25 protein-coding genes are annotated in these 24958 nt (G+C 33.9%); 15 read left to right on the forward strand and 10 right to left on the reverse strand.

The annotated features are described in order from the left end of the window. Positions 1-76 precede the first annotated feature (76 nt). Positions 77-502, forward strand: a complete 426-nt coding sequence (gene aroQ / locus VKY47_RS06340) for a type II 3-dehydroquinate dehydratase (protein ID WP_324311326.1) — start codon at positions 77-79, stop codon at positions 500-502. A gap of 95 nt (positions 503-597) precedes the next feature. Here the strand turns inward: aroQ and lpdA are convergent, their stop codons facing one another. Then, positions 598-1974 (reverse strand): dihydrolipoyl dehydrogenase, encoded by a 1377-nt coding sequence (gene lpdA, locus VKY47_RS06345; protein WP_324311328.1) that lies wholly within the window; start codon positions 1972-1974, stop codon positions 598-600. A gap of 218 nt (positions 1975-2192) precedes the next feature. Continuing rightward, complete coding sequence (gene msrB, locus VKY47_RS06350; RefSeq protein ID WP_324311373.1) at positions 2193-2666, reverse strand: peptide-methionine (R)-S-oxide reductase MsrB; 474 nt, start codon at positions 2664-2666, stop codon at positions 2193-2195. A gap of 153 nt (positions 2667-2819) precedes the next feature. Between msrB and VKY47_RS06355 the strand changes: the two genes are divergently transcribed. From VKY47_RS06355 to VKY47_RS06365, 3 genes are all read left to right on the forward strand, one after another. Beyond that, positions 2820-3650 carry a M48 family metallopeptidase gene (locus VKY47_RS06355; RefSeq protein ID WP_324311329.1) on the forward strand — a complete coding sequence of 277 codons (831 nt, stop codon included), beginning with the start codon at positions 2820-2822 and terminating at the stop codon, positions 3648-3650. 79 nt (positions 3651-3729) lie between these two features. Beyond that, positions 3730-5028, forward strand: coding sequence for an MFS transporter (locus VKY47_RS06360; protein ID WP_324311330.1), 1299 nt, complete (start codon positions 3730-3732; stop codon positions 5026-5028). 32 nt (positions 5029-5060) lie between these two features. Then, positions 5061-5675, forward strand: coding sequence for a hypothetical protein (locus VKY47_RS06365; protein ID WP_324311332.1), 615 nt, complete (start codon positions 5061-5063; stop codon positions 5673-5675). Between the two features lie 140 nt (positions 5676-5815). Here the strand turns inward: VKY47_RS06365 and VKY47_RS06370 are convergent, their stop codons facing one another. From VKY47_RS06370 to VKY47_RS06385, 4 genes are read right to left on the reverse strand one after another with little or no spacing between them, the layout of a single operon-like run. Beyond that, the gene (locus VKY47_RS06370; protein WP_324311333.1) at positions 5816-6526 is read right to left on the reverse strand and encodes a head GIN domain-containing protein; all 711 of its coding nucleotides are present in this window, start codon (positions 6524-6526) and stop codon (positions 5816-5818) included. Between the two features lie 19 nt (positions 6527-6545). Continuing rightward, positions 6546-7649 carry a hypothetical protein gene (locus tag VKY47_RS06375; RefSeq protein WP_324311335.1) on the reverse strand — a complete coding sequence of 368 codons (1104 nt, stop codon included), beginning with the start codon at positions 7647-7649 and terminating at the stop codon, positions 6546-6548. After that, positions 7627-8184: a hypothetical protein gene (locus VKY47_RS06380; RefSeq protein ID WP_324311337.1), complete on the reverse strand. Its 558-nt coding sequence runs from the start codon at positions 8182-8184 to the stop codon at positions 7627-7629. The genes VKY47_RS06375 and VKY47_RS06380 overlap by 23 nt, the downstream gene beginning before the upstream one ends. Positions 8185-8194: 10 nt before the next feature. Next, positions 8195-8758 carry an RNA polymerase sigma factor gene (locus VKY47_RS06385; protein WP_324311339.1) on the reverse strand — a complete coding sequence of 188 codons (564 nt, stop codon included), beginning with the start codon at positions 8756-8758 and terminating at the stop codon, positions 8195-8197. 295 nt (positions 8759-9053) lie between these two features. Between VKY47_RS06385 and lon the strand changes: the two genes are divergently transcribed. The 9 genes from lon to VKY47_RS06430 all read left to right on the forward strand — a co-directional run bounded on the left by lon (position 9054) and on the right by VKY47_RS06430 (position 19018). Then, positions 9054-11504, forward strand: a complete 2451-nt coding sequence (lon, locus tag VKY47_RS06390; protein ID WP_324311341.1) for an endopeptidase La — start codon at positions 9054-9056, stop codon at positions 11502-11504. 116 nt (positions 11505-11620) lie between these two features. Further along, a complete protein-coding gene (gene porQ, locus VKY47_RS06395) occupies positions 11621-12640 on the forward strand; it encodes a type IX secretion system protein PorQ (protein ID WP_324311343.1) in 1020 nt (339 codons plus the stop codon). A 203-nt stretch (positions 12641-12843) separates the two neighbouring features. Continuing rightward, positions 12844-13539 carry a (d)CMP kinase gene (gene cmk / locus VKY47_RS06400; protein ID WP_324311345.1) on the forward strand — a complete coding sequence of 232 codons (696 nt, stop codon included), beginning with the start codon at positions 12844-12846 and terminating at the stop codon, positions 13537-13539. Between the two features lie 228 nt (positions 13540-13767). Beyond that, positions 13768-15624 carry a 30S ribosomal protein S1 gene (gene rpsA / locus VKY47_RS06405; protein ID WP_324311347.1) on the forward strand — a complete coding sequence of 619 codons (1857 nt, stop codon included), beginning with the start codon at positions 13768-13770 and terminating at the stop codon, positions 15622-15624. Positions 15625-15797: 173 nt separating this feature from the next. Next, on the forward strand, positions 15798-16346 hold the full coding sequence (gene pyrR / locus VKY47_RS06410; RefSeq protein ID WP_324311349.1) for a bifunctional pyr operon transcriptional regulator/uracil phosphoribosyltransferase PyrR: 549 nt from the start codon (positions 15798-15800) through the stop codon (positions 16344-16346). Next, positions 16339-16689, forward strand: coding sequence for a hypothetical protein (locus VKY47_RS06415; protein WP_324311351.1), 351 nt, complete (start codon positions 16339-16341; stop codon positions 16687-16689). Before pyrR ends, VKY47_RS06415 begins: the two co-directional genes overlap by 8 nt. Positions 16690-16767: 78 nt before the next feature. Next, positions 16768-17697: an aspartate carbamoyltransferase catalytic subunit gene (locus tag VKY47_RS06420; RefSeq protein WP_324311352.1), complete on the forward strand. Its 930-nt coding sequence runs from the start codon at positions 16768-16770 to the stop codon at positions 17695-17697. Positions 17698-17709: 12 nt separating this feature from the next. Beyond that, a complete protein-coding gene (locus tag VKY47_RS06425) occupies positions 17710-18042 on the forward strand; it encodes a ribonuclease Z (protein WP_324311354.1) in 333 nt (110 codons plus the stop codon). A 70-nt stretch (positions 18043-18112) separates the two neighbouring features. Further along, on the forward strand, positions 18113-19018 hold the full coding sequence (locus VKY47_RS06430; protein ID WP_324311356.1) for a ribonuclease Z: 906 nt from the start codon (positions 18113-18115) through the stop codon (positions 19016-19018). Here the strand turns inward: VKY47_RS06430 and VKY47_RS06435 are convergent. Next, positions 19015-19428 (reverse strand): hypothetical protein, encoded by a 414-nt coding sequence (locus VKY47_RS06435; RefSeq protein WP_324311358.1) that lies wholly within the window; start codon positions 19426-19428, stop codon positions 19015-19017. The genes VKY47_RS06430 and VKY47_RS06435 overlap by 4 nt on opposite strands. Positions 19429-19510: 82 nt before the next feature. Here VKY47_RS06435 and pdxH point away from each other — a divergent pair, with 82 nt between their 5' ends. Further along, positions 19511-20158, forward strand: a complete 648-nt coding sequence (gene pdxH, locus VKY47_RS06440; RefSeq protein ID WP_324311360.1) for a pyridoxamine 5'-phosphate oxidase — start codon at positions 19511-19513, stop codon at positions 20156-20158. Between the two features lie 165 nt (positions 20159-20323). Next, positions 20324-20818 (forward strand): CAP domain-containing protein, encoded by a 495-nt coding sequence (locus tag VKY47_RS06445; RefSeq protein WP_324311362.1) that lies wholly within the window; start codon positions 20324-20326, stop codon positions 20816-20818. Between the two features lie 360 nt (positions 20819-21178). Here VKY47_RS06445 and VKY47_RS06450 read toward each other — a convergent pair whose 3' ends face one another. The 3 genes from VKY47_RS06450 to VKY47_RS06460 form a co-directional block, all read right to left on the reverse strand. Then, the gene (locus tag VKY47_RS06450; protein WP_324311364.1) at positions 21179-23095 is read right to left on the reverse strand and encodes an OmpA family protein; all 1917 of its coding nucleotides are present in this window, start codon (positions 23093-23095) and stop codon (positions 21179-21181) included. A 12-nt stretch (positions 23096-23107) separates the two neighbouring features. Further along, positions 23108-24034, reverse strand: a complete 927-nt coding sequence (locus VKY47_RS06455; protein ID WP_324311366.1) for a PorP/SprF family type IX secretion system membrane protein — start codon at positions 24032-24034, stop codon at positions 23108-23110. Between the two features lie 12 nt (positions 24035-24046). Beyond that, a partial coding sequence (locus VKY47_RS06460; RefSeq protein ID WP_324311368.1) for a T9SS type B sorting domain-containing protein occupies positions 24047-24958 on the reverse strand: 912 nt, incomplete at its 5' end.

A 24958-nucleotide genomic window follows, 5' to 3' on the forward strand; every position in this document is an offset into this window, starting at 1 on the left:
GAAGCTTTGTGTTTCGGTTTTTTTTATGCCTTAGTTTTTGATACCTTTACTATAAACCAAAATACAAATCTATAAGATGAAAAAAATCATCATCATTAACGGACCAAATTTAAACCTATTAGGAAAACGAGAACCCCAAATCTATGGGAGTCTGACATTTAATGAGTTTTTTGAAACCATTAAGGCAAAATACCCTCAAGTTAATTTGGAGCATTACCAGTCTAATATAGAAGGAGAAATTATCGATAAACTTCAAGAAGTTGGTTATTCGCACTATGGAATTATTTTAAATGCTGCAGCTTATACACATACGTCTGTTGGAATTGGAGATGCTGTAGCAGCTATTGAAACAGGGGTTGTAGAAGTGCATATTTCGAACACCTTTGAGCGTGAGGAATTTAGACATAAATCGTATGTGGCACCCTATGCCAAAGGAGTTATTGTTGGTTTTGGTTTGCAAAGTTATGAGTTAGCCATACAAAGCTTCTTGCTTTCATCTTAATCCTTCCCAAGGAACAGATTCTTTCCAAATTCTATACAACAAAAAAAGTTCCGAATATTCCGGAACTTTATTGTTTTTATTAGTGACTTTATTTACTACAAGTGAATCACTTCACCATACGCATCAGCAACAGCTTCCATAACCGCTTCACTCATGGTTGGATGTGGATGCACTGTTTTTAAAACTTCGTGTCCTGTGGTTTCTAGTTTTCTACCTAGAACGGCTTCGGCAATCATATCTGTTACTCCGGCTCCAATCATGTGGCAACCTAACCATTCGCCATATTTGGCATCGAAAATTACTTTTACAAAACCATCTTTTGCTCCAGAAGCACTTGCTTTTCCAGAAGCAGAGAATGGAAATTTACCAACTTTAATGTCGTAGCCTTTATCTTTTGCTTGTTGTTCGGTTAAACCAACACTGGCAATTTCAGGAGAAGCGTACGTACAACCAGGAATGTTTCCATAATCTAAGGCTTCTACATTTAGGCCTGCAATTTTTTCAACACATAAAATACCTTCAGCTGAAGCTACGTGAGCCAAAGCTTGACCAGGCGCAACATCTCCAATGGCATAATATCCTGGGATATTTGTTTGGTAATAATCGTTGACTAATATTTTATCTCTATCAACTGCAATTCCAACATCTTCTAAACCTATGTTTTCTATATTGGATTTAATTCCAACTGCAGATAAAATAATATCAGCTTCAAGAACTTCTTCGCCTTTAGCTGTTTTTACAGTTGCTTTTACGCCACTTCCAGACGTGTCTACTTTAGTAACTTCAGCAGAAGTCATGATCTTTATTCCACTTTTCTTAAAGCTCTTTTCTAATTGCTTAGAAACATCAATGTCTTCAACAGGAACTACATTTGGTAAAAATTCCACAATAGTAACATCTGTACCCATGGAATTGTAGAAATAAGCGAACTCCACACCAATGGCTCCAGAACCAACCACAATCATTTTTTTAGGAGGTTCGGTTAAAACCAAAGCCTCTCTATATCCAATAACTTTTTTACCATCTTGCGGTAAACTTGGAAGTTCTCTAGAACGAGCTCCAGTTGCTATAATTATATGATCTGCACTATATTCTTTTCCGTCAACATCGACTTTCTTTCCAGTTTTTAGTTTTCCATAACCTTCAATGATGTCAATTTTGTTCTTTTTCATTAAAAACTGAACACCTTTACTCATGCCTTCAGCAACATTACGACTGCGTTTTACAACGGCTCCAAAATCTTTATCGAATTCTTTTACAGACAAGCCATAATCGGCAGCATGTTTTAAATATTCGAAAACTTCGGCAGATTTTAAAAGGGCTTTTGTTGGAATACATCCCCAATTTAAACACACACCACCAAGGCTTTCTTTTTCAATTACAGCTGTTTTTAAACCTAACTGAGATGCTCTAATAGCAGCCACGTAGCCACCAGGGCCACTTCCAAGAACAATAATATCGTATTTACTCATCGTATATTTTTTAGTCGTTTTTTGAAGCTACGAAGGTACAAAAAGTAAATTTCATTTAACAAATGATGTTTGAGAAAATAGATGTGATGGCATAGAAAATATACTTTTTGGGTATGAGAGTTAAAATGGCTAGTTCTAAATTCCAGATTCCAAGTTTCAAATTCTAAACTTAATCAACAAACTGTTTACTGAACAATGAACACATCAATAAAAATCTATCATTTTGGAATAAACTTTAATGCTACGCCATTAATACAATGTCTTTTTCCAGTGGTTTCTTTTGGGCCATCGTCAAACTCATGACCTAAATGTCCACCACAAGTGGCACAATGTTCTTCTATGCCCATATACCCGTTTCCACCTTTAGAAAACGCCACATTTCCAGTAATGACTCTATCGAAGCTTGGCCATCCGGTGCCAGAATCAAATTTACTTTCACTTTTATATAAAGGAGTTTTACAGGCAGCGCACACATAAACACCTTCAGCCTCATTGTTATTTAATGGACTGGAAAAAGCTCTTTCGGTACCAGATTCCCTTAAAACATAATACGCCTTCGGACTTAATTCCTTTTTCCATTCAGCATTTGTTTTCGTTACTTCAAACGCGTTTTTATGGCTCGTTTTTTTATTTTCTTGACTCATGCAACTTTGCATGCTAATTACTAACAGAAGACTTATAAATAGTTTCATTTGGATTAAAATTATTTTGGATTGTTGCTCTTTCAGTCGTAAAACTATTGTTAACTTTACGAACATCATAACAAAATTGTTTAAAACAATGTTATGTCATATTTTAACTAAGGTATGATTTTTGTATTTTTGGAGTCTGATAAAACATATAAAATGAAATTAAGAAACATAACAGGTATATTGGTTTTCCTATTATTGGTAACGGCTTGTTCAACCAATCCGTTTACGGGTAAACAAACGATGGCTTTGGTACCAAATTCACAGTTATTCCCAACAGCTTTTCAGCAATACGATCAGGTACTTAAAGAGAGTAAGGTTGTAACTGGAACTTCTCAATCTGAAATGATAACTAGAGTTGGACAACGTATATCCATTGCTGCAGAACGTTGGCTAAATGCAAATGGCTATGCAGGTTATTTAAAAGATTATAAATGGGAATACAAACTAATAGACGATAAAACCGTGAATGCTTGGTGTATGCCAGGAGGTAAAATTGTTTTTTACACAGGAATTCTTCCAATTGCACAAAGTGAAACAGGGGTTGCTGCCATTATGGGGCATGAGGTTGCGCATGCACTTGCAAACCATGGACAACAACGTATGAGTGCCGATTATATTCAACAAGGAGTTGCCTTGGCTGGAAATATTGCTATTCAGAATGATAACGACAGGGCAGCTTTTAATCAATATTATGGAATAGGCTCTCAAGTAGGAGTCATGTTGCCTTTTAGTAGAAGCCATGAAACAGAAGCTGATAAAATTGGCTTAATTTTAATGGCAATTGCAGGTTATAATCCAAGTGAAGCAGCCGAATTATGGAAACGAATGAAAGCAAATAGTGGAGGAGGAGCACCGCCAGAAATTTTAAGTACGCATCCATCTAACGACACTAGAATTCAGGAAATTACCTCATTGGTTCCGATGGCTGTTGCTGAAGCTAAAAAGTTTGGAGTCACTTCATTTAGACCAATTACTAAATTTTAAGAAGGAATCTTTTAAAATATTTACTTACTTTCGAAGCTGTTCTATTTTACGAACAGCTTTTTTTATTTAAAAAAACTTTATGGCAAAACTTCAAAAAGGAAGTAAAAAACTACTGAATGCTTGGGCTTTTTACGATTGGGCAAATTCAGTATACACCCTAACTATTGCATCCTCAATTTTCCCTATATTTTATTCGGCGCTATTTTTAAGTGAAATTAAACAAGTCAACGCTTTTGGCTTTAACTTTAAAAGTACGGCATTAATAACTTTCGTTACCGCTTTTACTTTTTTGGTTGTTTCTTTTTTGTCACCACTATTGTCCGGAATTGCAGATTATATAGGAAACAAGAAAAGTTTCATGAAATTTTTCTGTTACGTAGGTGGTCTTGGATGTATAGGTTTGTATTGGTTTAGTCTAGATCATATTTATATAAGCTTGTTGTTTTACTTTATGGGTTTGATTGGATATTGGGGAAGTTTGGTTTTTTATAATTCGTATTTACCAGATATTGCTTTTCTAGAGCAACAGGACAGAGTAAGTGCTAAGGGATTTTCCTTAGGTTATGTTGGAAGTGTTATTTTACTACTTATCAATTTGGCTATGGTTATGAGCCAGGAAACAGGGGAAGCCAAAATGGAAATGATGCGTTGGTCTTTTGTTATGGTTGGTGTTTGGTGGATTTTATTTAGTCAATACACGTTTTATGTATTACCTAAAGGAGTTCAAAATGGTGAAAAAGTAACTAGGAATGTCATTCTTAACGGATTTAGGGAACTGCGTCAAGTTTGGCGACAGTTAAAGCAAAACTTAAGGCTAAAACGCTATTTATTAGCTTTTTTCGTGTTTAGTATGGCGGTTCAAACTATTATGTTAATAGCCGTTTATTTTGGAGAAGAGGAAATTGCTTGGGCAGACGATAGCGAAAAAACCTTGGGTTTAATTGTTAGTATTTTAGTCATTCAAGTAGTAGCTATTTTAGGAGCTATTTTAACTTCTAGAGCCTCTGAGAAATTTGGAAATATTAAAACGCTAATTGTGGTTAATATCATCTGGATGTCCTTGTGTATTGCTGCATACTTTGTAATTACACCGATTCATTTTTATATTACTGCAGGTTTTGTAGGCTTGGTTATGGGAGGTATTCAGGCTTTGGCTAGATCGACCTATTCCAAATTTTTACCAGAAACACAGGATACCACCTCTTTCTTTAGTTTTTATGATGTGGCCGAAAAAATAGGCATCGTTATCGGAATGATCATTTTTGCAACCATCGATCAAGTAACAGGAAGCATGCGAAATGCTATTTTAGTTTTATTTGTCTTCTTTTTAGCGGGCATTATTTTATTGTTTCGGGTGCCAAGACAAGAACAAAATTAAATAATAATACATACTAATTTAAATTTTATACCATGAAACAATACCTTAAATCTTTTACAATTTTATCGTTTTCAATCTTTTTTATCACGTTTACGGCTTGTGATAATGAACCAATTGATAGTGGAATAATAAATCAATCCAATAATTCAAATAATACGGGAGGTGGAGATAATTCATCCTTTGTTGGTGATTGGGAAACGATATCTTTTGAAACCCAAACAACAACAAACATGACATTTATGGGTGAAACAAGCATCTCAAATAATGAGATTGTAGGAGTAGACATGGATTATATTGTATCTTTTACCGAAAGTGCTTTTGTAACTTCTGGAAATTATTCTATGCATTTAATTACTTTATTTAATGGTGTTGAGATGCAAAATGTAACAGAAACATATTCGGATGTTTCGGGATCGGGCACATATACTACAAATGGAAATACGTTGACTACAGACGGTGCTTTTTTTGAATTTGATTTTGAAGGTGTAGATACATCTGAATACAGTGAGGGACAATCCATTCAATTTACTTTCAGTAATGGAGGACAAACATTGAAAATGGTACAATTTGAAGAAGTTACAATAAATCAATCTGGAGCAGAGACAACTACAATAATAAATTCGGTAACAATTATGAATAGACTTTAAAGGATATAAAAATAACTACATGATTTATGTGGTTATTTCAAGCTGAATTTCAAGTTTTTAACTTCTTAGTAATAGAAAGCTACGGTTTAAAGAAAAGGCGTCCATTTTTGGTCGCCTTTTACTATTAAATTTCTTTTCATTTAGTCTTTACTAATACTTCCAGAACCAGTCACTTTGGTATCTTTTTGCTCCGGATTTCCTTTATATTCAATATCTCCAGAACCACTAACTCTAGCTTTTAAAGAAAGCTTACTCACTACATCAGCATCTCCAGAACCAGTTAAGGACACATCTGTGTGGTTGGATTCTAATTTAGACGCATCAAAATCTCCCGATCCAGAAACACTCACTTCTAAATTATTTGTAGAACCTGTAAGAGTTAAATCTCCCGATCCAGACAAGCTGCTTTTTACGTTTTCTGCTTCAATATTTAGGGTTACATTTCCTGAACCTGCTAAAGACACTTCAAAATTGGAAGCAGAAATAACATTCTTATTCCTTAAATCTCCAGAACCAGCTAGAGACACATTCGTTATATCTTTAAATGGAATGGTTATTTTAATAGTTTCACCTTTACTCGGTCTAAGGTTTACTTTATTTTTTTGCTTAATAATCAAATTGTTTCCTTTTACTTCAGTAATAATGTATTCCAACAGGTTTTCTTCGCCTTCAAGTGTTATTGTGCCTTCGGTTCCAGATACCAGAATGTAATTAAAAGAACCTGAACACTCAATGCCATCATAGTCTCCAGTAGTTCGAGTAAGGGTTTTAATATTTCCATTTCCATTAATTTTTTGTGCGTATCCGTAAGAAGATAGGAGTACAGCTGCAATTAGAATGAGTTTTTTCATAAGTTATAGTTTTTATTGATTAGTTTTTATAAAATGAAACACTTCCATAATCTGATTCTATTTTAATCAAATTGCTCGAGTTAGAAGATCCATAATATCCAGAATAGTATTTCTCTCCAGATTCTTCACGTTTTTTATTGAATTGAAAGCCACTGTCGGTTAATGAGGCGTATTCCAAATGGATGTCAAAATTAAAATGATAATCTGATGCGTGACCAATTTTAATTCCTGTATAATCTGAATCTATAGTTACATTTCCAGCATTCTTGGTTAGATTTCCAATTTTTATGGAACCATAGTCTGCTTCTAGATTTACGTTCTTATAAACATCTCCAATAACAACGGTTAAATAATCGCCATTTCCAGTAATGTTATTTGCTCTATTAATTTTTACCGAGCCATAATCGCATTCATAATTAATGTCTTCCACAGTTTCAATAATAGACGAGGTATAATCTGCATTTAGTTTGATGTTTTTTGCTTTGGCAAGGGTAAATCCGCTATAATCGGCATTTATTTCTCCACTTTTAATGTATTCAAAATAGCAATTGGAGGTGTAGTCAAAACTTATTCTGTTGTTATCTGCCATAAGTTCTTTGGTTGTTATTTTTCCATAGTCGCAGCTTATAATGGCGCGACCTTCAAGTTTTCCTAAATTAATGCTGCCATAATCGTTGCTTAAATCGACCGAATTTGTAATAGGCATTTTAACCACATAATTTATAGACATGTTTACATTGTTGCTTGTGCCCCAGTTCCACCATGAGTTTGACTTGGTTTTGTTGAAAATGGTTTTTGCAGAAACCAGATTGTTTGTTGCGGTAAAATCGACAGAAATATCATCTAATTTGCGCTGTACTTTATCCTCGACGTTTCCTTTTGTAGTAATGGTAACAACAATTTCTATCCTGTTTTCATTCCAAGTAACTATGTCTAGGTTTCCATAACTATTATTGATTTTCAGCATGGCATTTGAAGCTACATGAAAAGATTTTTTAATAATTTTCTCTTTGGTATGCTTCTCTTTAATGCTTGAATCAACTTTAGGGTCGATGGTAGCAAAACCAATAATAGGAATCAGTAAAAAAAGCATAAGGAGTTTATATGTTTGTATTGTTTTCATGGTTAAATTGCTTTATGTTTTCTATATGTTTTAGCGTATTTTGTAAAATATCTATTCTGTTTTGAAAGTTTTTTATCATGGCAAAAATCACCCGATTATCATCACCACTTTTGGTTAAATCCACTTGTAGATTTTCATAGTTAACCTCTAGTTTTTTAATTTGAACTAAAGCATCGTTAATAATTTTTTTGGTTTCAGGATTCGATGCTTTTTCAAGCATTTTCAATTCTTCAGAAATAGTGTTGGTAAAAAAGCTTTGTGTTTTTTCCATTTCAGGAGATACATTTGCCAAATCCCGAACTTCATTATTGGATTTATTCGCTAAAACCAAGGTCATAACCAAAAGAAGAGCTGCTGCAATTCCAGACAAAGGTTTCCAAAGGCGTATTCTTTTAGAAGTTTTAGAGATTTCTACCAGATTGGATTGGTTATTTAATTTATCTAAAAAGCGTTTGCTGTGTCCAGAGTTTGGCGCTTCAACATCAAAGGTGTCTTTTAAATCATCAAACAGTTTGTTTATGTTATCTGTGTTCATAATTTTTGTTTTAATTCGATGTTAAGGGCATTAGTTTTTGTCTTAAACTTTCTTTAGCTCTCGAAATTGTGGTTCTGCAGTTAGAGTAACTCATGTTTAAAATGCTGCTAATTTCCTCGTAATCGTATCCTTCAATTAAATGTAGAGTTAGGGTAATTCTATAGTTTTCCTTTAAGGTATTTAAAGTTTCGAGTACTTGTTTTGCTTTTAAATTTGTAAATTCGTAATCGATTGGAATTCCTTGGTCCTCACTTTCAATTTTATATTTTACATCCTCAAAAGAGGCGGTTTCATATTTGTTGTTCTTTTTAAAATGATGTAAACTATTATTAATAACAATTCGTTTTAACCAAGCTCCAAAAGTGGAAACATCTTGTAGGCTTTCTAGTTTTGTAAATGCTAAAAGGAAAGCTTCCTGCATAACGTCTTCAGCTTCAAAACGGTCTTTTACAATTCTATAAGCTACATTAAACATCGCTTTGTAATATCTGTTGTAAATCTCCAACTGCGCAAGTTGGTTACCAGATTTGCAGAGCGAAATCAGTTGTTCAATATGTTGATGGGTTAGTGACAAATAAAACGGTTTGTTAGTATAAAGATGTAATTAAAGTTAAACTGTTACAGTTTGCATAAAATTATTTTATTTTTTTTAAAGAAATGATATGTTTTGTATATTATATAGAAAGAATTAAACTTTTTGGAGGGAATATGGAGTATGGCATATTAATTGAACTTTTAAATAGAGTTAAAATTCTTTTTATTAACTAATTGGTTAGTAATCAGAATTTTAACATATAGTTGAAATATATAAAATAAGATGGATATTTTGTTTTTAAGAATATTAATGACAGAATGACTTAATAATAAATATGAAGAAAAGAGATTTATTTAGTCTTGACAGTTTGTCATTTCAGGAGTTTGATGAAAATTCAGAATTAATTCCTTTAATGACACCTGAAGACGAAGAAAAAATATCAAACGAAAAATTACCAGATACCTTACCTATTCTATCCTTAAGAAATACGGTTTTATTTCCTGGAGTGGTTATTCCTATTACTGCTGGGAGAGATAAATCCATTAAGTTAATAGACGATGCCAATAAAGGGAGCAAGGTTATTGGCGTGGTAGCTCAAAAAGACGAAGATATAGAAGATCCAACGGCAGCAGACATCCATGAAACTGGAACTGTAGCTAGGATTTTACGTGTTTTAAAAATGCCAGATGGTAATACAACCGTAATTATTCAAGGGAAGAAAAGGTTTAAAGTAGATAAAGTAACTACTGAAAAACCTTATATGAAGGCTACTATTAGCGAAGTTCCTGAAGTAAGACCAGCCGTTAAAAACAAAGAGTTTGAGGCCATTATAGATTCTATTAAAGATCTAGCGCTTCAAATTATTAGAGACAGCCCTAATATTCCGAGTGAAGCTTCTTTTGCTATTAAAAATATTGAAAGCAATTCGTTTTTAATAAATTTTGTATCGTCTAACATGAATCTTTCGGTGCAAGAAAAACAATCTTTATTAGAAATAAACGACCTTAAGGAAAGAGCATTAGCCACCTTAAAGTATATGAATATTGAGTTTCAGAAATTAGCCTTAAGAAATGATATTCAGTTAAAGGTTCAAAGTGATATGAACCAACAGCAACGTGAGTATTTTCTTCATCAACAAATGAAAACCATTCAAGAGGAACTAGGTGGAGTTAGTCACGATGAAGAATTGGAGGAAATGAAAATCCGTGCCAAATCAAAAAAATGGGACGAGAAAGTGGCAGAGCATTTTAATAAGGAAATTGCTAAAATGCAACGTATGAATCCTCAGGTTGCAGAATATTCCATCCAACGTAATTACCTAGATTTATTCTTGGATTTACCTTGGAATCATTTCAGTAAGGATAAATTCGATTTAAAACGAGCAAAACGTATTTTAGATAGAGACCATTACGGTTTAGACGATGTAAAACAAAGAATTATAGAGCATTTAGCTGTTGTTAAATTGCGTAACGACATGAAATCGCCAATTCTTTGTCTTTATGGACCTCCAGGAGTGGGTAAAACTTCTTTAGGCAAATCGGTTGCCGAAGCTCTAGGTAGAGAATATGTACGTGTGTCTTTAGGAGGTTTACGAGATGAAGCTGAAATTAGAGGACATAGAAAAACCTATATTGGCGCTATGCCAGGACGTATTATTCAGAGTCTTAAAAAGGCAGGAACCTCTAATCCGGTTTTTGTTTTAGATGAAATAGATAAACTTTCAGTCTCACATCAAGGAGATCCGTCTTCGGCCATGTTGGAAGTGTTGGATCCGGAGCAAAATAGCGAGTTTCATGACAATTTCCTAGAAATGGGTTACGACCTGTCAAAAGTGATGTTTATTGCTACTTGTAATAGTTTATCAACCATTCAACCAGCCTTGTTGGACAGAATGGAAATAATTAATGTTACCGGTTATACTATTGAAGAGAAGGTGGAAATTGCCAAGCGCCATTTACTTCCAAAGCAATTAATAGAACACGGTTTAACAGATGAGCATTTAAAAATAGCAAAACCTCAATTGGAAAAAATAGTTGAAGGTTATACTAGAGAATCTGGAGTTCGTGGTTTGGAGAAGCAAATAGCAAAGATGGTTCGTTATGCTGCTAAAAGTATTGCCATGGAAGAAGAGTATAATATTAAAATTTCAAACGAAAATATTATTGAAGTTCTAGGTGGACCAAAATTAGAACGTGATAAATACGAAAACAATAATGTAGCAGGTGTTGTTACCGGATTGGCTTGGACTAGAGTAGGAGGAGATATTTTATTTATAGAATCTATTCTCTCCAAAGGAAAAGGCACCTTGACCATAACAGGAAATCTTGGAACGGTTATGAAGGAATCGGCAACTATTGCCATGGAATATATTAAATCCAATGCCACAGATTTGAATTTAGACCCAGATGTATTTGAAAAATACAACGTGCATATTCACGTGCCAGAAGGAGCAACTCCTAAAGACGGACCAAGTGCAGGGGTTGCTATGTTGACCTCTTTGGTATCTTTATTTACACAAAGAAAAGTAAAGAAGAGCCTTGCTATGACCGGAGAAATTACTTTAAGAGGAAAAGTGCTTCCTGTTGGTGGAATTAAAGAGAAAATCTTAGCTGCCAAACGCGCTAGAATTAAAGAAATACTACTTTGCGAAGACAATAGAAGAGATATAGAAGAAATTAAACCTGAATATTTAAAAGGTTTGACGTTTCATTATGTTTCAGAGATGAGCGAAGTTGTTAAAATAGCAATTACCAATCAAAAAGTAGTAAATGCGAAGAAACTTTAAGTCGGTTAGCCTTAAAATGAAACAAAACCTCGAATTTATATTCGAGGTTTTTTTTATCATTTAAAAATAAATTATACTTGCAACCGTTTAAAGATAGATCGCGTTACGTTATATGTATGTTTAAGAAAATTACGATAGTTTTTATAATGCTCATCAGCACTTTTGTTTCTGCTCAAGTTGGTGGTGAAACAACTTATCAGTTTCTTAATCTGGTTTCGTCTCCGCGACAAGCAGCCTTAGGAGGAAAAGTCTTTACCAATGTCGATTATGATGTAACTCAAGGTCTTACCAATCCGGCTACTATAAATCCAGAAATGGACAATCAATTAGCACTTAATTATACCAGTTATTTAGGAGGTATTAGTTACGGAACAGCTGCTTATGCATATACCTGGGATAGACGTACACAAACCTTCCACATGGGTGTGAATTACATTAACTATGGAAGTTTTGATGGTTACGACGAAGATGGAAACTCCACAGGCTCTTTTACTGGTAATGAAGCCGCACTTTCTTTTGGTTATGCTACACAATTAGGTTATTCCGACTTTTATGTAGGAGGAAACATTAAATTGATAACCTCCAAATTAGAACAATATAATTCCTTTGGAGCAGCCATAGACGCTGGACTTATTTATATAAACCAGGAGCTTGAATTTCAAGCTACTTTGGTTGTTAGAAATGCGGGAGTACAAATTACAACCTATGCAGGCTTGAACGAGCCTTTACCTTTAGAAATAGCTTTTGGTATGTCGCAAACCTTAGAACATGTTCCCATTCGTTGGCATTTAACTTTTGAGAATTTACAAAAATGGCCTATTTCTGTGTCAAATCCATCAAGGGCAGAAACCGATTTAGAAGGCAATCAAACTCAGGAAAAAGTAGGTTTCTTCGACAATGTATTAAACCATACCATTGTTGGTGCTGAAATTTTCCCAGAAGGTGCATTTAACATCCGATTGGGTTATAATTTTAGAAGAGGTCAAGAACTAAAAATAATTGATCAACGAAATTTCTCAGGAATCTCAGCGGGTTTCGGATTGAAACTTAATAAACTTCGTTTTAGTTTTACACATGCTAGATATACAAGTGCGGCCAATGCTAGCTTTTTTGGTTTGCAATTGGATTTGCGCTAAGTGTCTAGAGATAAAAGTACTTGGAGTGCCTAAAGTTATGAGTGGCTAGAGCTAAAAGTACTTGGAGTGTCTAAAGTGAGCTGCAGTTATAAGTACTTTATTTGATTAAATTTATGGGTTTCTAAGTTGTTTTTGAACCAATCCATATTTTTCTTTTACTACCTTGGAGATTTTAAGTAATTTTGCCACTTCAAATAATAAACATGAATAAAATTACCATAGCAATCGATGGGTTTTCCTCTACAGGAAAAAGTACCGTCGCCAAACAATTAGCCAAACATTTAGGATATATTTATGTGGACTCAGGCGCCATGTATCGCGCAGTTACTTGGTTTGCTATGCAAGAGGGATTTATAAATCAAGATCGGTTTTATAAAACAGCATTAATCCACCGTCTAAATGACGTTGAGGTCAGTTTTAAATTCAATCCAGATTTAGGTTTTTCAGAAGTGTATCTTAACGGAACCAATGTCGAGAAAGAGATCAGAACATTAGAAGTATCTAGCTTTGTTAGTCAGGTTGCCAAAGTATCTGAAGTGAGAAAACAACTTGTAAAGCAACAACATGAGCTTGGTATGAATAAAGGGATTGTTATGGATGGTAGAGATATTGGAACGGTTGTTTTCCCTAATGCCGAACTTAAAATATTTATGACGGCTTCGGCTGAAACCAGAGCAAATAGGAGGTATCAAGAGCTGATTTCAAAAGGTGAAAACGTCACTTTTGAAGAGGTACTACACAATGTTCAAGAACGCGATTATATGGATTCAAACAGAAAAGATTCTCCCTTATTTAAAGCAGAAGATGCTGTAGAAATAGATAATTCCCACATGACTTTAGATCAACAATTCAACAAAATACTACAACTTGTTGAAACTAAGTTGAAAGTAAACAACTAAAGCTTTAATTTTTAGAAAAATACATTAGGTTATTTTAATCAAAATCATTAATTTTGCACTCCTTTTAGCAGAGAGTCAGAAATTAAAAGGGAACAAAACAAATTTAAATTAACACTTCTGTGTGTTATTTGCTTAAATTTTCTGAAACATTACAGAATACAAAACATAATGTTATTACATATTCACAGAGTTAAAGCTCTTGTAAAAAGCATTATTAATCTTTATTAAATGGCTGAAAAAGCAAAACAAGCAGAGGTTGAAGCAACTGAAGCAAACACAGTTGAAGCAACTGAAGTGCAAACAGTAGAAGCTCCAGTAATATCTGAGGCTCAAGCAAACCCAGAAAAATTCTTAAAGGACTTTAATTGGCACAATTACGAAGAAGGAATTGATGAGGTTGGAGATTCTCAATTAAAAGAATTTGAAAAATTAGTAACAGAAAATTTCGTTGACACTTTAGATGATGAAGTTGTTGAAGGAATAGTTATTCATCTTACAGATCGTGATGCTATTATTGACATCAACGCAAAATCTGAAGGTGTTATTTCTTTAAACGAATTCCGTTACAATCCAAACTTAAAAGTAGGAGACAAAGTAGAAGTATTAATCGACGTTCGTGAAGACGCAACAGGACAATTAATATTATCTCACAGAAAAGCTCGTGTTATTAAAGCTTGGGATCGCGTTAACGCGGCACATGATAATGGTGAAATCGTTAATGGTTTCGTTAAATGCAGAACTAAAGGTGGTATGATTGTAGATGTTTTCGGAATTGAAGCATTCTTACCAGGTTCTCAAATTGACGTGAAACCAATTAGAGATTACGATCAGTATGTTAACAAAACAATGGAATTTAAAGTGGTTAAAATTAACCATGAATTTAAAAACGTTGTTGTTTCTCATAAAGCGCTTATCGAAGCTGATATTGAAGAACAAAAGAAAGAAATTATTGGTCAATTAGAAAAAGGACAAGTATTAGAAGGTGTTGTTAAAAACATTACTTCTTACGGAGTCTTTATCGACCTTGGTGGTGTCGATGGATTAATCCATATTACAGATCTTTCTTGGTCTAGAATCAACCATCCAAACGAGATTGTTGAGTTAGATCAAAAATTAAACGTAGTTATCCTTGATTTTGATGAAGATAAATCAAGAATCCAATTAGGTTTAAAGCAATTAAGCAAACATCCTTGGGATGCTCTTGGCGAAGACATTAAAGTTGGAGACAAAGTAAAAGGAAAAGTAGTTGTAATTGCAGATTACGGTGCATTTATTGAAGTAGCTGAAGGTGTTGAAGGATTAATTCACGTATCTGAAATGTCTTGGTCTACACATTTACGTTCTGCTCAAGATTTCGTATCAGTAGGAGACGAAGTGGAAGCTCAAATCTTAACTTTAGATAGAGAAGATCGTAAAATGTCTCTTGGAATTAAGCAATTAACTCCAGATCCATGGACTGATATTACTTCTAAATACCCTGTAGGCTCTAAGCATTCAGGTATTGTACGTAACTTTACAAACTTTGGTGTTTTTGTTGAATTAGAAGAAGGTATTGACGGATTAATTTATATTTCCGATTTATCTTGGACTAAGAAAATTAAGCATCCAAGTGAGTTCTGTAACGTAGGAGATACGTTAGACGTAGTAGTTCTAGAATTAGATGTAGAAGGACGTAAATTAAGTTTAGGTCACAAACAAACTACAGAAAATCCTTGGGATAAGTACGAAACTGAATTCGCTTTAAATACAGTTCATACAGCAGAAATTGCTGATGTTGTAGATAAAGGTGCTACTATTGAATTTAACGAAGATATCGTTGCTTTTGTTCCTTCTCGTCACCTTGAAAAAGAAGATGGAAAGAAACTAGGTAAAGGAGATTCTGCCGAATTCAAAATCATTGAATTTAATAAAGAGTTTAAACGTGTAGTTGCTTCTCATACTGCTATTTTTAGAGAAGAGGAAGCTGCAAACGTAAAAGCAGCTGTTAAGAAGCAAGAAGCTCAAGCAGCAGAAGCAAAACCAACTTTAGGTGATGCTAACGACGCTTTACAAGCTCTTAAAGATAAAATGGACGGAAAGATTTAATTCTCACATCCATTATATAAAACTAAAGCCTTCAATTTATTTTGAAGGCTTTTTTTATTCCAATAAGTCATTCTCATGGATGCAGGGATTCATATAAGATTCAAGAATGTTCTTTTGTGTTTCTATTTCTAATATTTTGCATTACCTTTGTTCATCAATTAAGTTGAGATTATATGAGTCAAAAAGTGTTACTTAATACCATAGAGGTAAACATCATTCTTCATAGACTGGCTTGTCAATTAATTGAAAAACATAAGGACTTCGCAAACACTGTTTTAATCGGGATTCAGCCAAGAGGTAAATATCTGGCAGAACGATTAACCAAAATATTAAAAGAAGATTACAACATTAAAAATGTGCAACTAGGTCTTCTGGACATCACATTTTTTAGAGATGATTTTCGAAGAGGAGAAAAACCTTTAGAAGCCAATACCACAGAAATTAACTTTATAGTCGAAGATAAAAACATTGTTTTTATAGACGACGTATTATATACAGGAAGAAGTATTCGTTCCGCATTAACTGCCATTCAATCTTTTGGAAGACCTCAGGAAATCGAGCTTTTAACCTTAATTGACAGACGTTTTAGCAGGCATTTACCTATTCAACCAGATTATAGAGGCAGACAAGTAGATGCCATAAATAATGAAAGGGTAAAAGTGAATTGGATTGAAAATGATGGAGAAGATGCCGTTTATTTAATTGGGAATAAAGATGACTAGTGAAGAATTGTTTTTAGTTGATAAGAAAATATCTGAAAATAGTGATGAAGTGATTATTTCTTTCGGACCATTTCGAGGTTTGAACGAAATCCGTCAAGTAGATATGATGATGTATGAAAATATCCCAGAAGAAATAGGTAGATATGATGGTCACGAAGTAAATATAGATGATGCCGATGGCCGACTTATTGCCTTTGGAAGAAATGCTGAAGAACTATTTAAGTTTATGAAACCTATGTTGCAGAAATTTAATTTTTTACAAGACGCCATAGTGTATCTCTGTTTTAAAAAGGAAGATGGAACTTGTAGTGAACTTGAGTTTAAACTAAATCAAGTGGAATAGATGTGCTTATTGCTTTAGAGGAACAATGTGTTTTAAAGTGATAATAAATAATAGAAACAGATAATAAATAATAATAAAATGAGTGAATTAAGTGTCAACCACTTATTAGGAATAAAATATCTTAGCAAAAGAGATATCGAGCTTATTTTTGAAACTGCCGATCATTTTAAAGAAGTGATTAACAGACCTATTAAAAAAGTACCTTCACTTAGAGATATTACCATTGCTAATTTGTTTTTTGAAAACTCCACCAGAACTAAATTGTCTTTTGAACTGGCCGAAAAAAGACTGTCAGCAGATGTCATTAATTTTTCAGCATCGCAATCTTCAGTAGCAAAAGGAGAAACCCTAATAGATACAGTAAATAACATCCTTTCCATGAAAGTGGATATGGTGGTTATGCGCCATCCAAATCCTGGAGCCAGTGTTTTTTTATCTCAACATGTTGGAGCAAGCATCATAAATGCTGGAGATGGAGCCCATGAGCATCCTACGCAAGCCTTGTTGGACTCTTATTCCATTAGAGAGCGTCTAGGAGAAGTAAAAGGAAAAAATGTGGTTATTGTTGGCGACATTTTACACAGTCGTGTGGCACTTTCAAACATTTATGCATTGAAGCTTCAAGGCGCAAATGTCATGGTTTGTGGACCTAGAACCTTGCTTCCAAAACACATAGACAAACTAGGGGTACTAGTTGAAACCAATCTGCGTAAAGCATTAAATTGGTGCGATGTGGCAAACATGCTTCGCGTACAAAACGAACGTATGGATATTAGTTATTTCCCTTCTACCAGAGAATATACCCAGCAATTTGGAGTTAATAAAGCCTTGTTGAATTCTTTAGATAAAGAAATTACCATCATGCATCCAGGACCAATAAATCGTGGCGTGGAAATAACCAGTGATGTGGCAGATTCCAAACAAGCCATTATTTTAGACCAAGTCCAAAATGGTGTAGCTGTTAGGATGGCTGTGATTTATTTATTAGCTTCAAAGATTAAACAATAAAACTATATAACTATGATTATAGATAAGGAAGGTAATATTACCACCATTACTCAGCAAAAAACATCTGTTATCGAATTGGTGAAAAAACTAGATGTGGTTTATAAACGTTATGAAAATGATAATATTATTGTGTCTCTAACAAGTTTAAAACCTCTTGTCTTACAGGAGATTAGCGAGTTTTTACAAATCTCCAATACCCATAGAAAATCCAAACACTCGTTTGTTATTGTTTCAGATAAAGTAAATCTGGACGATATGCCAGACGAAATTGTTGTAGTTCCAACCATGCAAGAAGCTTATGATGTTATTGAAATGGAAGAAATAGAACGCGACCTCGGGTTCTAAAGACGTTAAACTGTTTTGTTGTTAAGCTGTTAACAATTAAACAATAAACGACTAAACAACATACATCAAAATGAAGCTCACCATCTTAGGTTGTCATAGCGCAACTCCTCGTGTTAATTCCAATCCTACTTCTCAGGTATTGGAAATTAATAATCACATATTTTTAATAGATTGTGGTGAAGGGACCCAAGTGGAATTACGTAGAAATAAAGTGAAGTTTAACCGGATTAAACACATTTTTATTTCACATTTACATGGCGACCATTATTTTGGATTAATCGGACTTATCTCCACCTTCAGATTATTAACCAGAGAAACCGAATTACATATTTACTCCCCAAAAGGCTTAAAGGAAGTGGTTACACTTCAAATGAAACTAGCTAGTTCCTGGACCAATTACCAACTTATTTTTCATGAATTGACCTCAAAAGAATCTGAACTGATTTTTGAAGATGACAAAGTTGAAGTCCACACCATTCCTTTAGATCATAGAATTTATACAAACGGATTTCTTTTTAAGGAAAAACCAGGACCAAGAAAACTTGATTTAAATGCAGCCTTAAATGCAGATATTGATAAGGTATATTACAATAAGGTTAAACAAGGTTTTGATGTGGTAAATAATCAAGGGAAATTAATTAAAAACGAAACAGTAACAAGCGATCCCATTGAGCCTAAAAGCTATGCCTTTTGTAGCGATACGGCTTATAACGAAAACATTATAGATATCATTAAAGGAGCGACGGTCTTGTATCACGAATCCACATTCTTAGAAAAAAACAAAGAATTAGCGGTTCCAACAAAACACAGTACCGCCAAACAAGCTGCTAGTATAGCTAAACAAGCTGAAGTGGGTACTTTAATATTAGGACATTTTTCTACGAGATATGACGATATGAATGATTTTAAGTTAGAGGCTCAAACCATTTTTGACCAAGTAGAATTAGCACAGGATGGTAAGGAGTTTGAGTTCTAATTCAATTCTTCTAAACCTAATATCCACTCAACACCTTCATTTAAAGTTGTACAGCGTTTAACACTAGTCTTGGAAAAATGTTTTTCCATAGTGGCATTTTTAAAACCAAACTCATTATAAGTAACAAGGGCACTAGCTATAATAAAGTTGTATTCTTTATAAAAATCTAACCACAATTGGGGTTCTATAGAATAAGAATTAACTTTGTTGGAAAGAAAGGCGACTTTGAAATTGTCTCCATAATGATCGGCAATTGCAGAAATAACCAATTCAATTTTATCCCAGTTAAAATGAATACCTTCATTAAGTTCTGAGATAATAAATTTATCCAAAAAGAAAAAGTTGCCAAAAGAAAACTCTACTTTTGAGCTACTAAGGAGTTTAAAATATTTACTGTTTTCAAATTTCATTGGGGCGAACAAAGGCTAAATTTAAAGATAATTGTTTGTTTAAAAAAGTATTTACGTAAGAAAGGGCTAACAAAGAAGAACAATGGATGCAGATTTAGGAAATTATAGAAGATCCTACGAAAAAAACGAGTTATTACTAAAGGATACACCAGAAAATCCCATGGAATTATTCCAAAAATGGTTTTTTGAAGTGGATAAGTTTTTTCCAGAAACAGAAACAAATGCCATGACACTTTCAACTATTGGATTGGATGGCTATCCTAAAGGAAGGGTTGTATTGCTTAAGAAATATACCTACGAAGGATTTATTTTTTTCACTAACTACAACAGTGAAAAAGGGCAAGCGATTGTAAACAATCCCAATGTTTGTATCTCCTTTTTTTGGCATGGCGCAGAAAGACAGGTAATAATTAAAGGAAAAGCAAAGAAGATTGCAGATAACCTAAGCGATGGATATTTTGAGTCTAGACCGAGAGGCAGTCAATTGGGTGCCCTAGTATCTAACCAAAGTGAAATTGTGGCGAGTAGGGATGTACTAGAAAAAGAATTGGCAGCTTTAGAAAAGGAATATGAGGGTAAAGAAATTCCAAGACCAGATTTTTGGGGAGGCCTTATTGTTGAACCTATTGAAATGGAATTTTGGCAGGGAAGACCCAATAGATTGCATGACAGAATAAGATATACTTTGAATTCTGAATACAATTGGATAAAAAATCGATTATCTCCATGATTTCATCGCTCAAATACATGATTTAGATAAATTAAAATGCATTTCATCGATTAAAAGTATAAAATGACGTTGAAAAGCGTGTAGTTTAACGATTTTAACATATAATTAACAGTTTTTCTTATTTAGGAATTTATATTAGCTAAACCAAATCTAAATTACCTACTTATGAAAATGCCTACTTTTCTACCAGTAATGGTATTAATAGTCATGCTATCTTTTTCCTGCTCGACAGATAGCCTAGACGAAACAGCAAGCAATGCTGACACCAACCTTGTAGTTCCAGAAACAAAAATTATTGAAATTGAGATTCTTGATCTTATTAACGATTACCGATTGAGCTTGGGGTTAAATGCTCTTAATAGCATGGAGGCAATCAAATCGCAAGCATACAATCACACAGATTATATGATTGAAAAGGACAATGTCTCCCATGATAACTTTTTTCAACGTAAAAGCTATCTCATAAACTATGCTGGTGCCAATAAAGTCTCAGAAAATGTGGCTTATGGATATACCAAGGCAGAATCTGTGGTAAACGGATGGTTAAATAGTCCGGGACATAAAGAAATTATAGAAGGAGACTTTACAAATTTCGATATTTCTGCAGAAAAGAATAGTGAAGGTAAATGGTATTATACAAATATATTTGTTAAAAAATAAACGCATTGAATAGTGAAAATTAATATGTAAGCTATATTTTTTTATTTAATTAATAGATTCCCTAAATCTAATTAATAGCAATTAGAAAACCACTTGTACTAGAACTTCTTGACTGAAGGAATAGGAGAGTGGTTTTTTTTGTTTTTATCGTAGTTCGGACAGGTCGCGACTTGTCCGTACATGGATATAGGAAGAACTAAAAATTTAAAAGCCACTCAGAGAGAGTGGCTTTAAGGTAATAAGATTATTTTAGGAAGGTCTAATATGTAAGCTATAAATATTAAAAATATTCCAACTTATTACCTAATAATCTTAAAATAACAGAATACGTTCGTACTCCATTATTTTAATAGCTTTAGATTATTCTTCAGTGTCAGAAATGATAATAAATTTAGAGCGTCTATTTTCTTGATGTTGTTCTTCTGTACATTTTACGTCATTAGAACACTTGTTAACCAATTGACTTTCTCCATAACCAATAGCACTTTCAATTCTTTCTTGGGAAATGTTTCTAGAGTATAGATAATCTCTTGTGGATTTTGCTCTTCTGTCCGAAAGTTTCATGTTGTAACTATCAGATCCACGACTGTCTGTATGCGATTCGATTTTAATAACCATATTTGGATGTTCTCTCATTACAGATACAATGTTTTCTAGCTCGTAGGCAGCATCTGCTCTAATGTCCCATTTATCGAAATTGAAGAAAATAGGGTTAATTACAATTTCATTATAGTTAATTAATGGGATTAAAAATAAATCGCCATTGTGTATTTTATCTTGTTCATTGGTTGTTTCCAAGGAAATTAAAGCATCCTTATAATCTGGTTTGCTTCCAAGTATTTTGTATGCCTTATCACAATCAAGGTCGTAGGCATATTGTCCTAGTTCATCTGTAGTAACTTCTCCAACAATTTTACCAGATTCATCTATAAGTTGAACATTTGTTAGTGCAAGAGGTTCTAAAGTTTTGCTGTTTCTGGCAATTCCTTCTACTTTTTGTTTACACTCAAAAATGTTAAATTGATAGATATCATCGCTACCTTTTCCATCATGTCTGTTAGAAGAAAAGAACCCTTCATTGGTGTCAGAATCTATAAAGAAAGCAAAATCGTCGTAACCACTGTTATATGGTGCGCCTAGGTTTATAGCTTCGGCATTTTCATCTTTAATGTAATCCGATTTAAAAATATCCAATAAACCAAGATTTAAAAATCCATTCGAAGAAAAGTAAAGTGTACTGTCTTTGGCTACAAACGGAAATCCTTCGCGTCCTTCCGTGTTAATTTTTGGACCTAAATTTTCCACGTCTCCATAAGTTCCATTGCTGTTAATGGCTACTTTATATAAATCTGTTTGTCCATATCCACCTTCGCGATCTGAGGTAAAAAACAAGGTTTCATTATTTGGGCTTAACGCAGGATGATACGTAGAATATGAATCGTTGTTAAAAGGTAATTCTGTAATGTTAGACCACGTGCTATCTACTAAAGTGGCTTTATAAATTTTTAACTGAACAGTTCCTTCTTTATCCATTTTGGCTCTATTTCTTTTTCCAACATTCATTCTGGAAAAATACATGGTATTGCCATCGTTGGTTAAAACAGCGTCTGCCGTATGCATATCGTTTCTGTGAACACCCTCAAAAACTATCCTTTTAACATCTGAAATTTCTTGATTTCCATCCGCAGTTGAAATAGTTCCTTGATAAAGGTCCAAATAAGGCTCGTTGTTCCATTTATAGATTTTATTATCTGTATTTCTGGATGAAGCAAAATATATGGTGTTTTCGTGAATAAATGCGCCATAATCCGAGTAGTTGGAGTTTATAGGAAGGTTGTTCACATTTACTAGAGTTCCTTTAGTTGAAGCCAATTTCTCATATAAATGCAAATTGTTTTCATTTCCTTTTTTAGCTCTACTATCATTGTTTTGCTTGGCTTTAAATGTTTCCAACCAAGTATCGGCAACTTCATAGTTTTTTAAACTACGTTGTGTTTGAATGTATTTATAGATATATTCTGGCTCAACATCTGAATATTTTTCAAGTGCTTTTCCATACCAAACTGCAGCTTGTTCAGAATCGGAATTGTTGTAATAACAATCTCCCAATCTAGTAAGTACATGTTTGCTATCTTTTCCTTTGTCTACTGCTTCTTTATATAACTCAGCAGCTTTTAAATAGGCATAGTTGTCAAAAAACTTGTCGGCCACTTTCTCTTGAGAAAAAATGAAAGCACTCGTTAATGCGATTAATGTGAATATGACTCTTGTTTTCATACTGAAATATTTTTAGAAGTATCTAGGTGATTTAATTCTTTTAGGTTTAAACAATTCGAACATGACTAAAATCTCATGTGTTCCCCCAGTATAGCTGTTTAGGTCTGACAATGGGTATTCGTAAGCATAGCCAATTCGGAACTCTTTTGAAACCTGGAAATCCACTAAGCCGGCAAGGGCAGAGGTGTTTTCGTCAATTCTATACCCTCCTCCAAGCCAAAGCTTTTCGTAGAATAAGAAGTTTGCTGTTAGGTCAAAGGATATTGGAGCTCCATTGGTTGCCTTCACTAAAAAGGCAGGTTTTAATTTGGTGTTTTCACTAAGTGTAAATACATAACCCCCAGTAAAATAATAGCTAACACGTTCCAAAGCAGCAATATCTTGATTGTTTTTACCTTTCGTATAATCTGTATTCAGAATTCTTGGGGCAGAAAGTCCTAAATACCACATTTGGGAATGCCAATATACACCAGCTCCAATGTTTGGACTCCAACGGTCTTCAATACCATAAATATTTGGGTCTTGTCCGCTAGGATCTGCAGCGCTTCTATCTAAACTATAACCAGTAAAACCTCCTTTTAAACCAAATGCAAGCTTTGTGTTTTCACCAGTTTGAATGGTATATGAAAAATCTCCATATAGATAAGAAAAACGTTCATCTCCAAGTTTGTCGTTAATAAAAGATAGTCCCAAACCAATATTCTCATTTCTTAAAGGTGTGTTTATCGATAAGGTTTGAGTTACTGGACCACCATCGAAACCAACCCATTGACTTCTGTGCAAGCCAACGATACTTAAAGTTTCCCGACTTCCAGCATAGGCCGGATTTATAGAAATGGTGTTATACATATATTGGGTGAATTGTGGTAATTGTTGGGCAATTCCAACCGTACTACTCAATATTGCCAGTGTAACTATATAATGTTTAATAGATTTCATAGGTTATAGTTTTTATTTGGTTCCTACGTAGATATAGCCTGTGAAAGGTTTTAATCCACTATTTTTTAAAGTTAGAATATAATAGTATGTTCCGTTAGGTACTTTATCTGCATTCCCAATTGAGCCTTTAGATACTGCACCATTCCAATTGTTTTGATAGTTGCCTGACTCGTAAATCATAGCTCCCCAACGGTTGAATATTTTAACATCCATAACAAATCCACAAGACTCTACACCAGTTACTTCAAAGTATTCGTTCCATTGGTCACCGTTTGGAGTTACTGCTTTTGAAATTACAACAGCTTCTGAACCACAATCTAAAACAATACAATCGTCGTTTATATTTATGGTTACTTCTGTAGTAGTTAAACATCCATTGTTTGCTATTGTGTAACTAAACACATAGTCTCCGAGTTCTACAGATAATGGATCAAAGTACTGACCATCTAGAGTCGCATTACCCGAAACAACTATCCAGGTTCCACTTGTATCCGAACCATTATAGTAATCGAATAAATCAATGATACCATCTTCAGAACATCTACTGTCATTTTCTAAATGAACAGTGTCGGTCATAGTTACATAAACAATTTGTGACGCTGTACCTATGTTACCACAAGTATCGCTAAACTCCCAGGTCCATATAATTTCGTAGTCATTATTTGTTCCATCAAAGGAATTGTCTTCGTCAAAATATGTGATGGTTATATCATTTGAACAATCATCAAAAACTAAGGTTGGTACTTCTGGAATAACATCACAATTTACTGTAATATCAGATAGATCGTTTGTTACTACAGGAGCCGTCGTGTCACTTACTGTAATCGTTTGAGATACAGAAGATGTATTATTACAAGGATCCGTAAAAGTCCAAGTGCGCGTGATTGTTATGTTACAAGCATCTGAGCTATCCGTTACTTCTGA

It is taken from the genome of Xanthomarina sp., assembly GCF_035306705.1.
Taxonomy (GTDB): domain Bacteria; phylum Bacteroidota; class Bacteroidia; order Flavobacteriales; family Flavobacteriaceae; genus Xanthomarina.

Excerpts from the sequence above, each read along its gene's own strand:
- VKY47_RS06365 (WP_324311332.1), top strand. The coding sequence starts at position 5,061 with ATGAAACAATACCTTAAATCTTTTACAATTTTATCGTTTTCAATCTTT.
- pyrR (WP_324311349.1), top strand. The coding sequence starts at position 15,798 with ATGAGTCAAAAAGTGTTACTTAATACCATAGAGGTAAACATCATTCTT.
- msrB (WP_324311373.1), bottom strand. The coding sequence starts at position 2,666 with ATGAAACTATTTATAAGTCTTCTGTTAGTAATTAGCATGCAAAGTTGC.
- VKY47_RS06370 (WP_324311333.1), bottom strand. The coding sequence starts at position 6,526 with ATGAAAAAACTCATTCTAATTGCAGCTGTACTCCTATCTTCTTACGGA.
- lon (WP_324311341.1), top strand. The coding sequence starts at position 9,054 with ATGAAGAAAAGAGATTTATTTAGTCTTGACAGTTTGTCATTTCAGGAG.
- VKY47_RS06355 (WP_324311329.1), top strand. The coding sequence starts at position 2,820 with ATGAAATTAAGAAACATAACAGGTATATTGGTTTTCCTATTATTGGTA.
- VKY47_RS06425 (WP_324311354.1), top strand. The coding sequence starts at position 17,710 with ATGATTATAGATAAGGAAGGTAATATTACCACCATTACTCAGCAAAAA.
- VKY47_RS06445 (WP_324311362.1), top strand. The coding sequence starts at position 20,324 with ATGAAAATGCCTACTTTTCTACCAGTAATGGTATTAATAGTCATGCTA.
- VKY47_RS06415 (WP_324311351.1), top strand. The coding sequence starts at position 16,339 with ATGACTAGTGAAGAATTGTTTTTAGTTGATAAGAAAATATCTGAAAAT.
- VKY47_RS06435 (WP_324311358.1), bottom strand. The coding sequence starts at position 19,428 with ATGAAATTTGAAAACAGTAAATATTTTAAACTCCTTAGTAGCTCAAAA.
- cmk (WP_324311345.1), top strand. The coding sequence starts at position 12,844 with ATGAATAAAATTACCATAGCAATCGATGGGTTTTCCTCTACAGGAAAA.
- VKY47_RS06360 (WP_324311330.1), top strand. The coding sequence starts at position 3,730 with ATGGCAAAACTTCAAAAAGGAAGTAAAAAACTACTGAATGCTTGGGCT.
- VKY47_RS06380 (WP_324311337.1), bottom strand. The coding sequence starts at position 8,184 with ATGAACACAGATAACATAAACAAACTGTTTGATGATTTAAAAGACACC.
- VKY47_RS06420 (WP_324311352.1), top strand. The coding sequence starts at position 16,768 with ATGAGTGAATTAAGTGTCAACCACTTATTAGGAATAAAATATCTTAGC.
- rpsA (WP_324311347.1), top strand. The coding sequence starts at position 13,768 with ATGGCTGAAAAAGCAAAACAAGCAGAGGTTGAAGCAACTGAAGCAAAC.
- VKY47_RS06375 (WP_324311335.1), bottom strand. The coding sequence starts at position 7,649 with ATGAAAACAATACAAACATATAAACTCCTTATGCTTTTTTTACTGATT.
- porQ (WP_324311343.1), top strand. The coding sequence starts at position 11,621 with ATGTTTAAGAAAATTACGATAGTTTTTATAATGCTCATCAGCACTTTT.
- VKY47_RS06430 (WP_324311356.1), top strand. The coding sequence starts at position 18,113 with ATGAAGCTCACCATCTTAGGTTGTCATAGCGCAACTCCTCGTGTTAAT.
- aroQ (WP_324311326.1), top strand. The coding sequence starts at position 77 with ATGAAAAAAATCATCATCATTAACGGACCAAATTTAAACCTATTAGGA.
- lpdA (WP_324311328.1), bottom strand. The coding sequence starts at position 1,974 with ATGAGTAAATACGATATTATTGTTCTTGGAAGTGGCCCTGGTGGCTAC.
- VKY47_RS06450 (WP_324311364.1), bottom strand. The coding sequence starts at position 23,095 with ATGAAAACAAGAGTCATATTCACATTAATCGCATTAACGAGTGCTTTC.
- pdxH (WP_324311360.1), top strand. The coding sequence starts at position 19,511 with ATGGATGCAGATTTAGGAAATTATAGAAGATCCTACGAAAAAAACGAG.
- VKY47_RS06455 (WP_324311366.1), bottom strand. The coding sequence starts at position 24,034 with ATGAAATCTATTAAACATTATATAGTTACACTGGCAATATTGAGTAGT.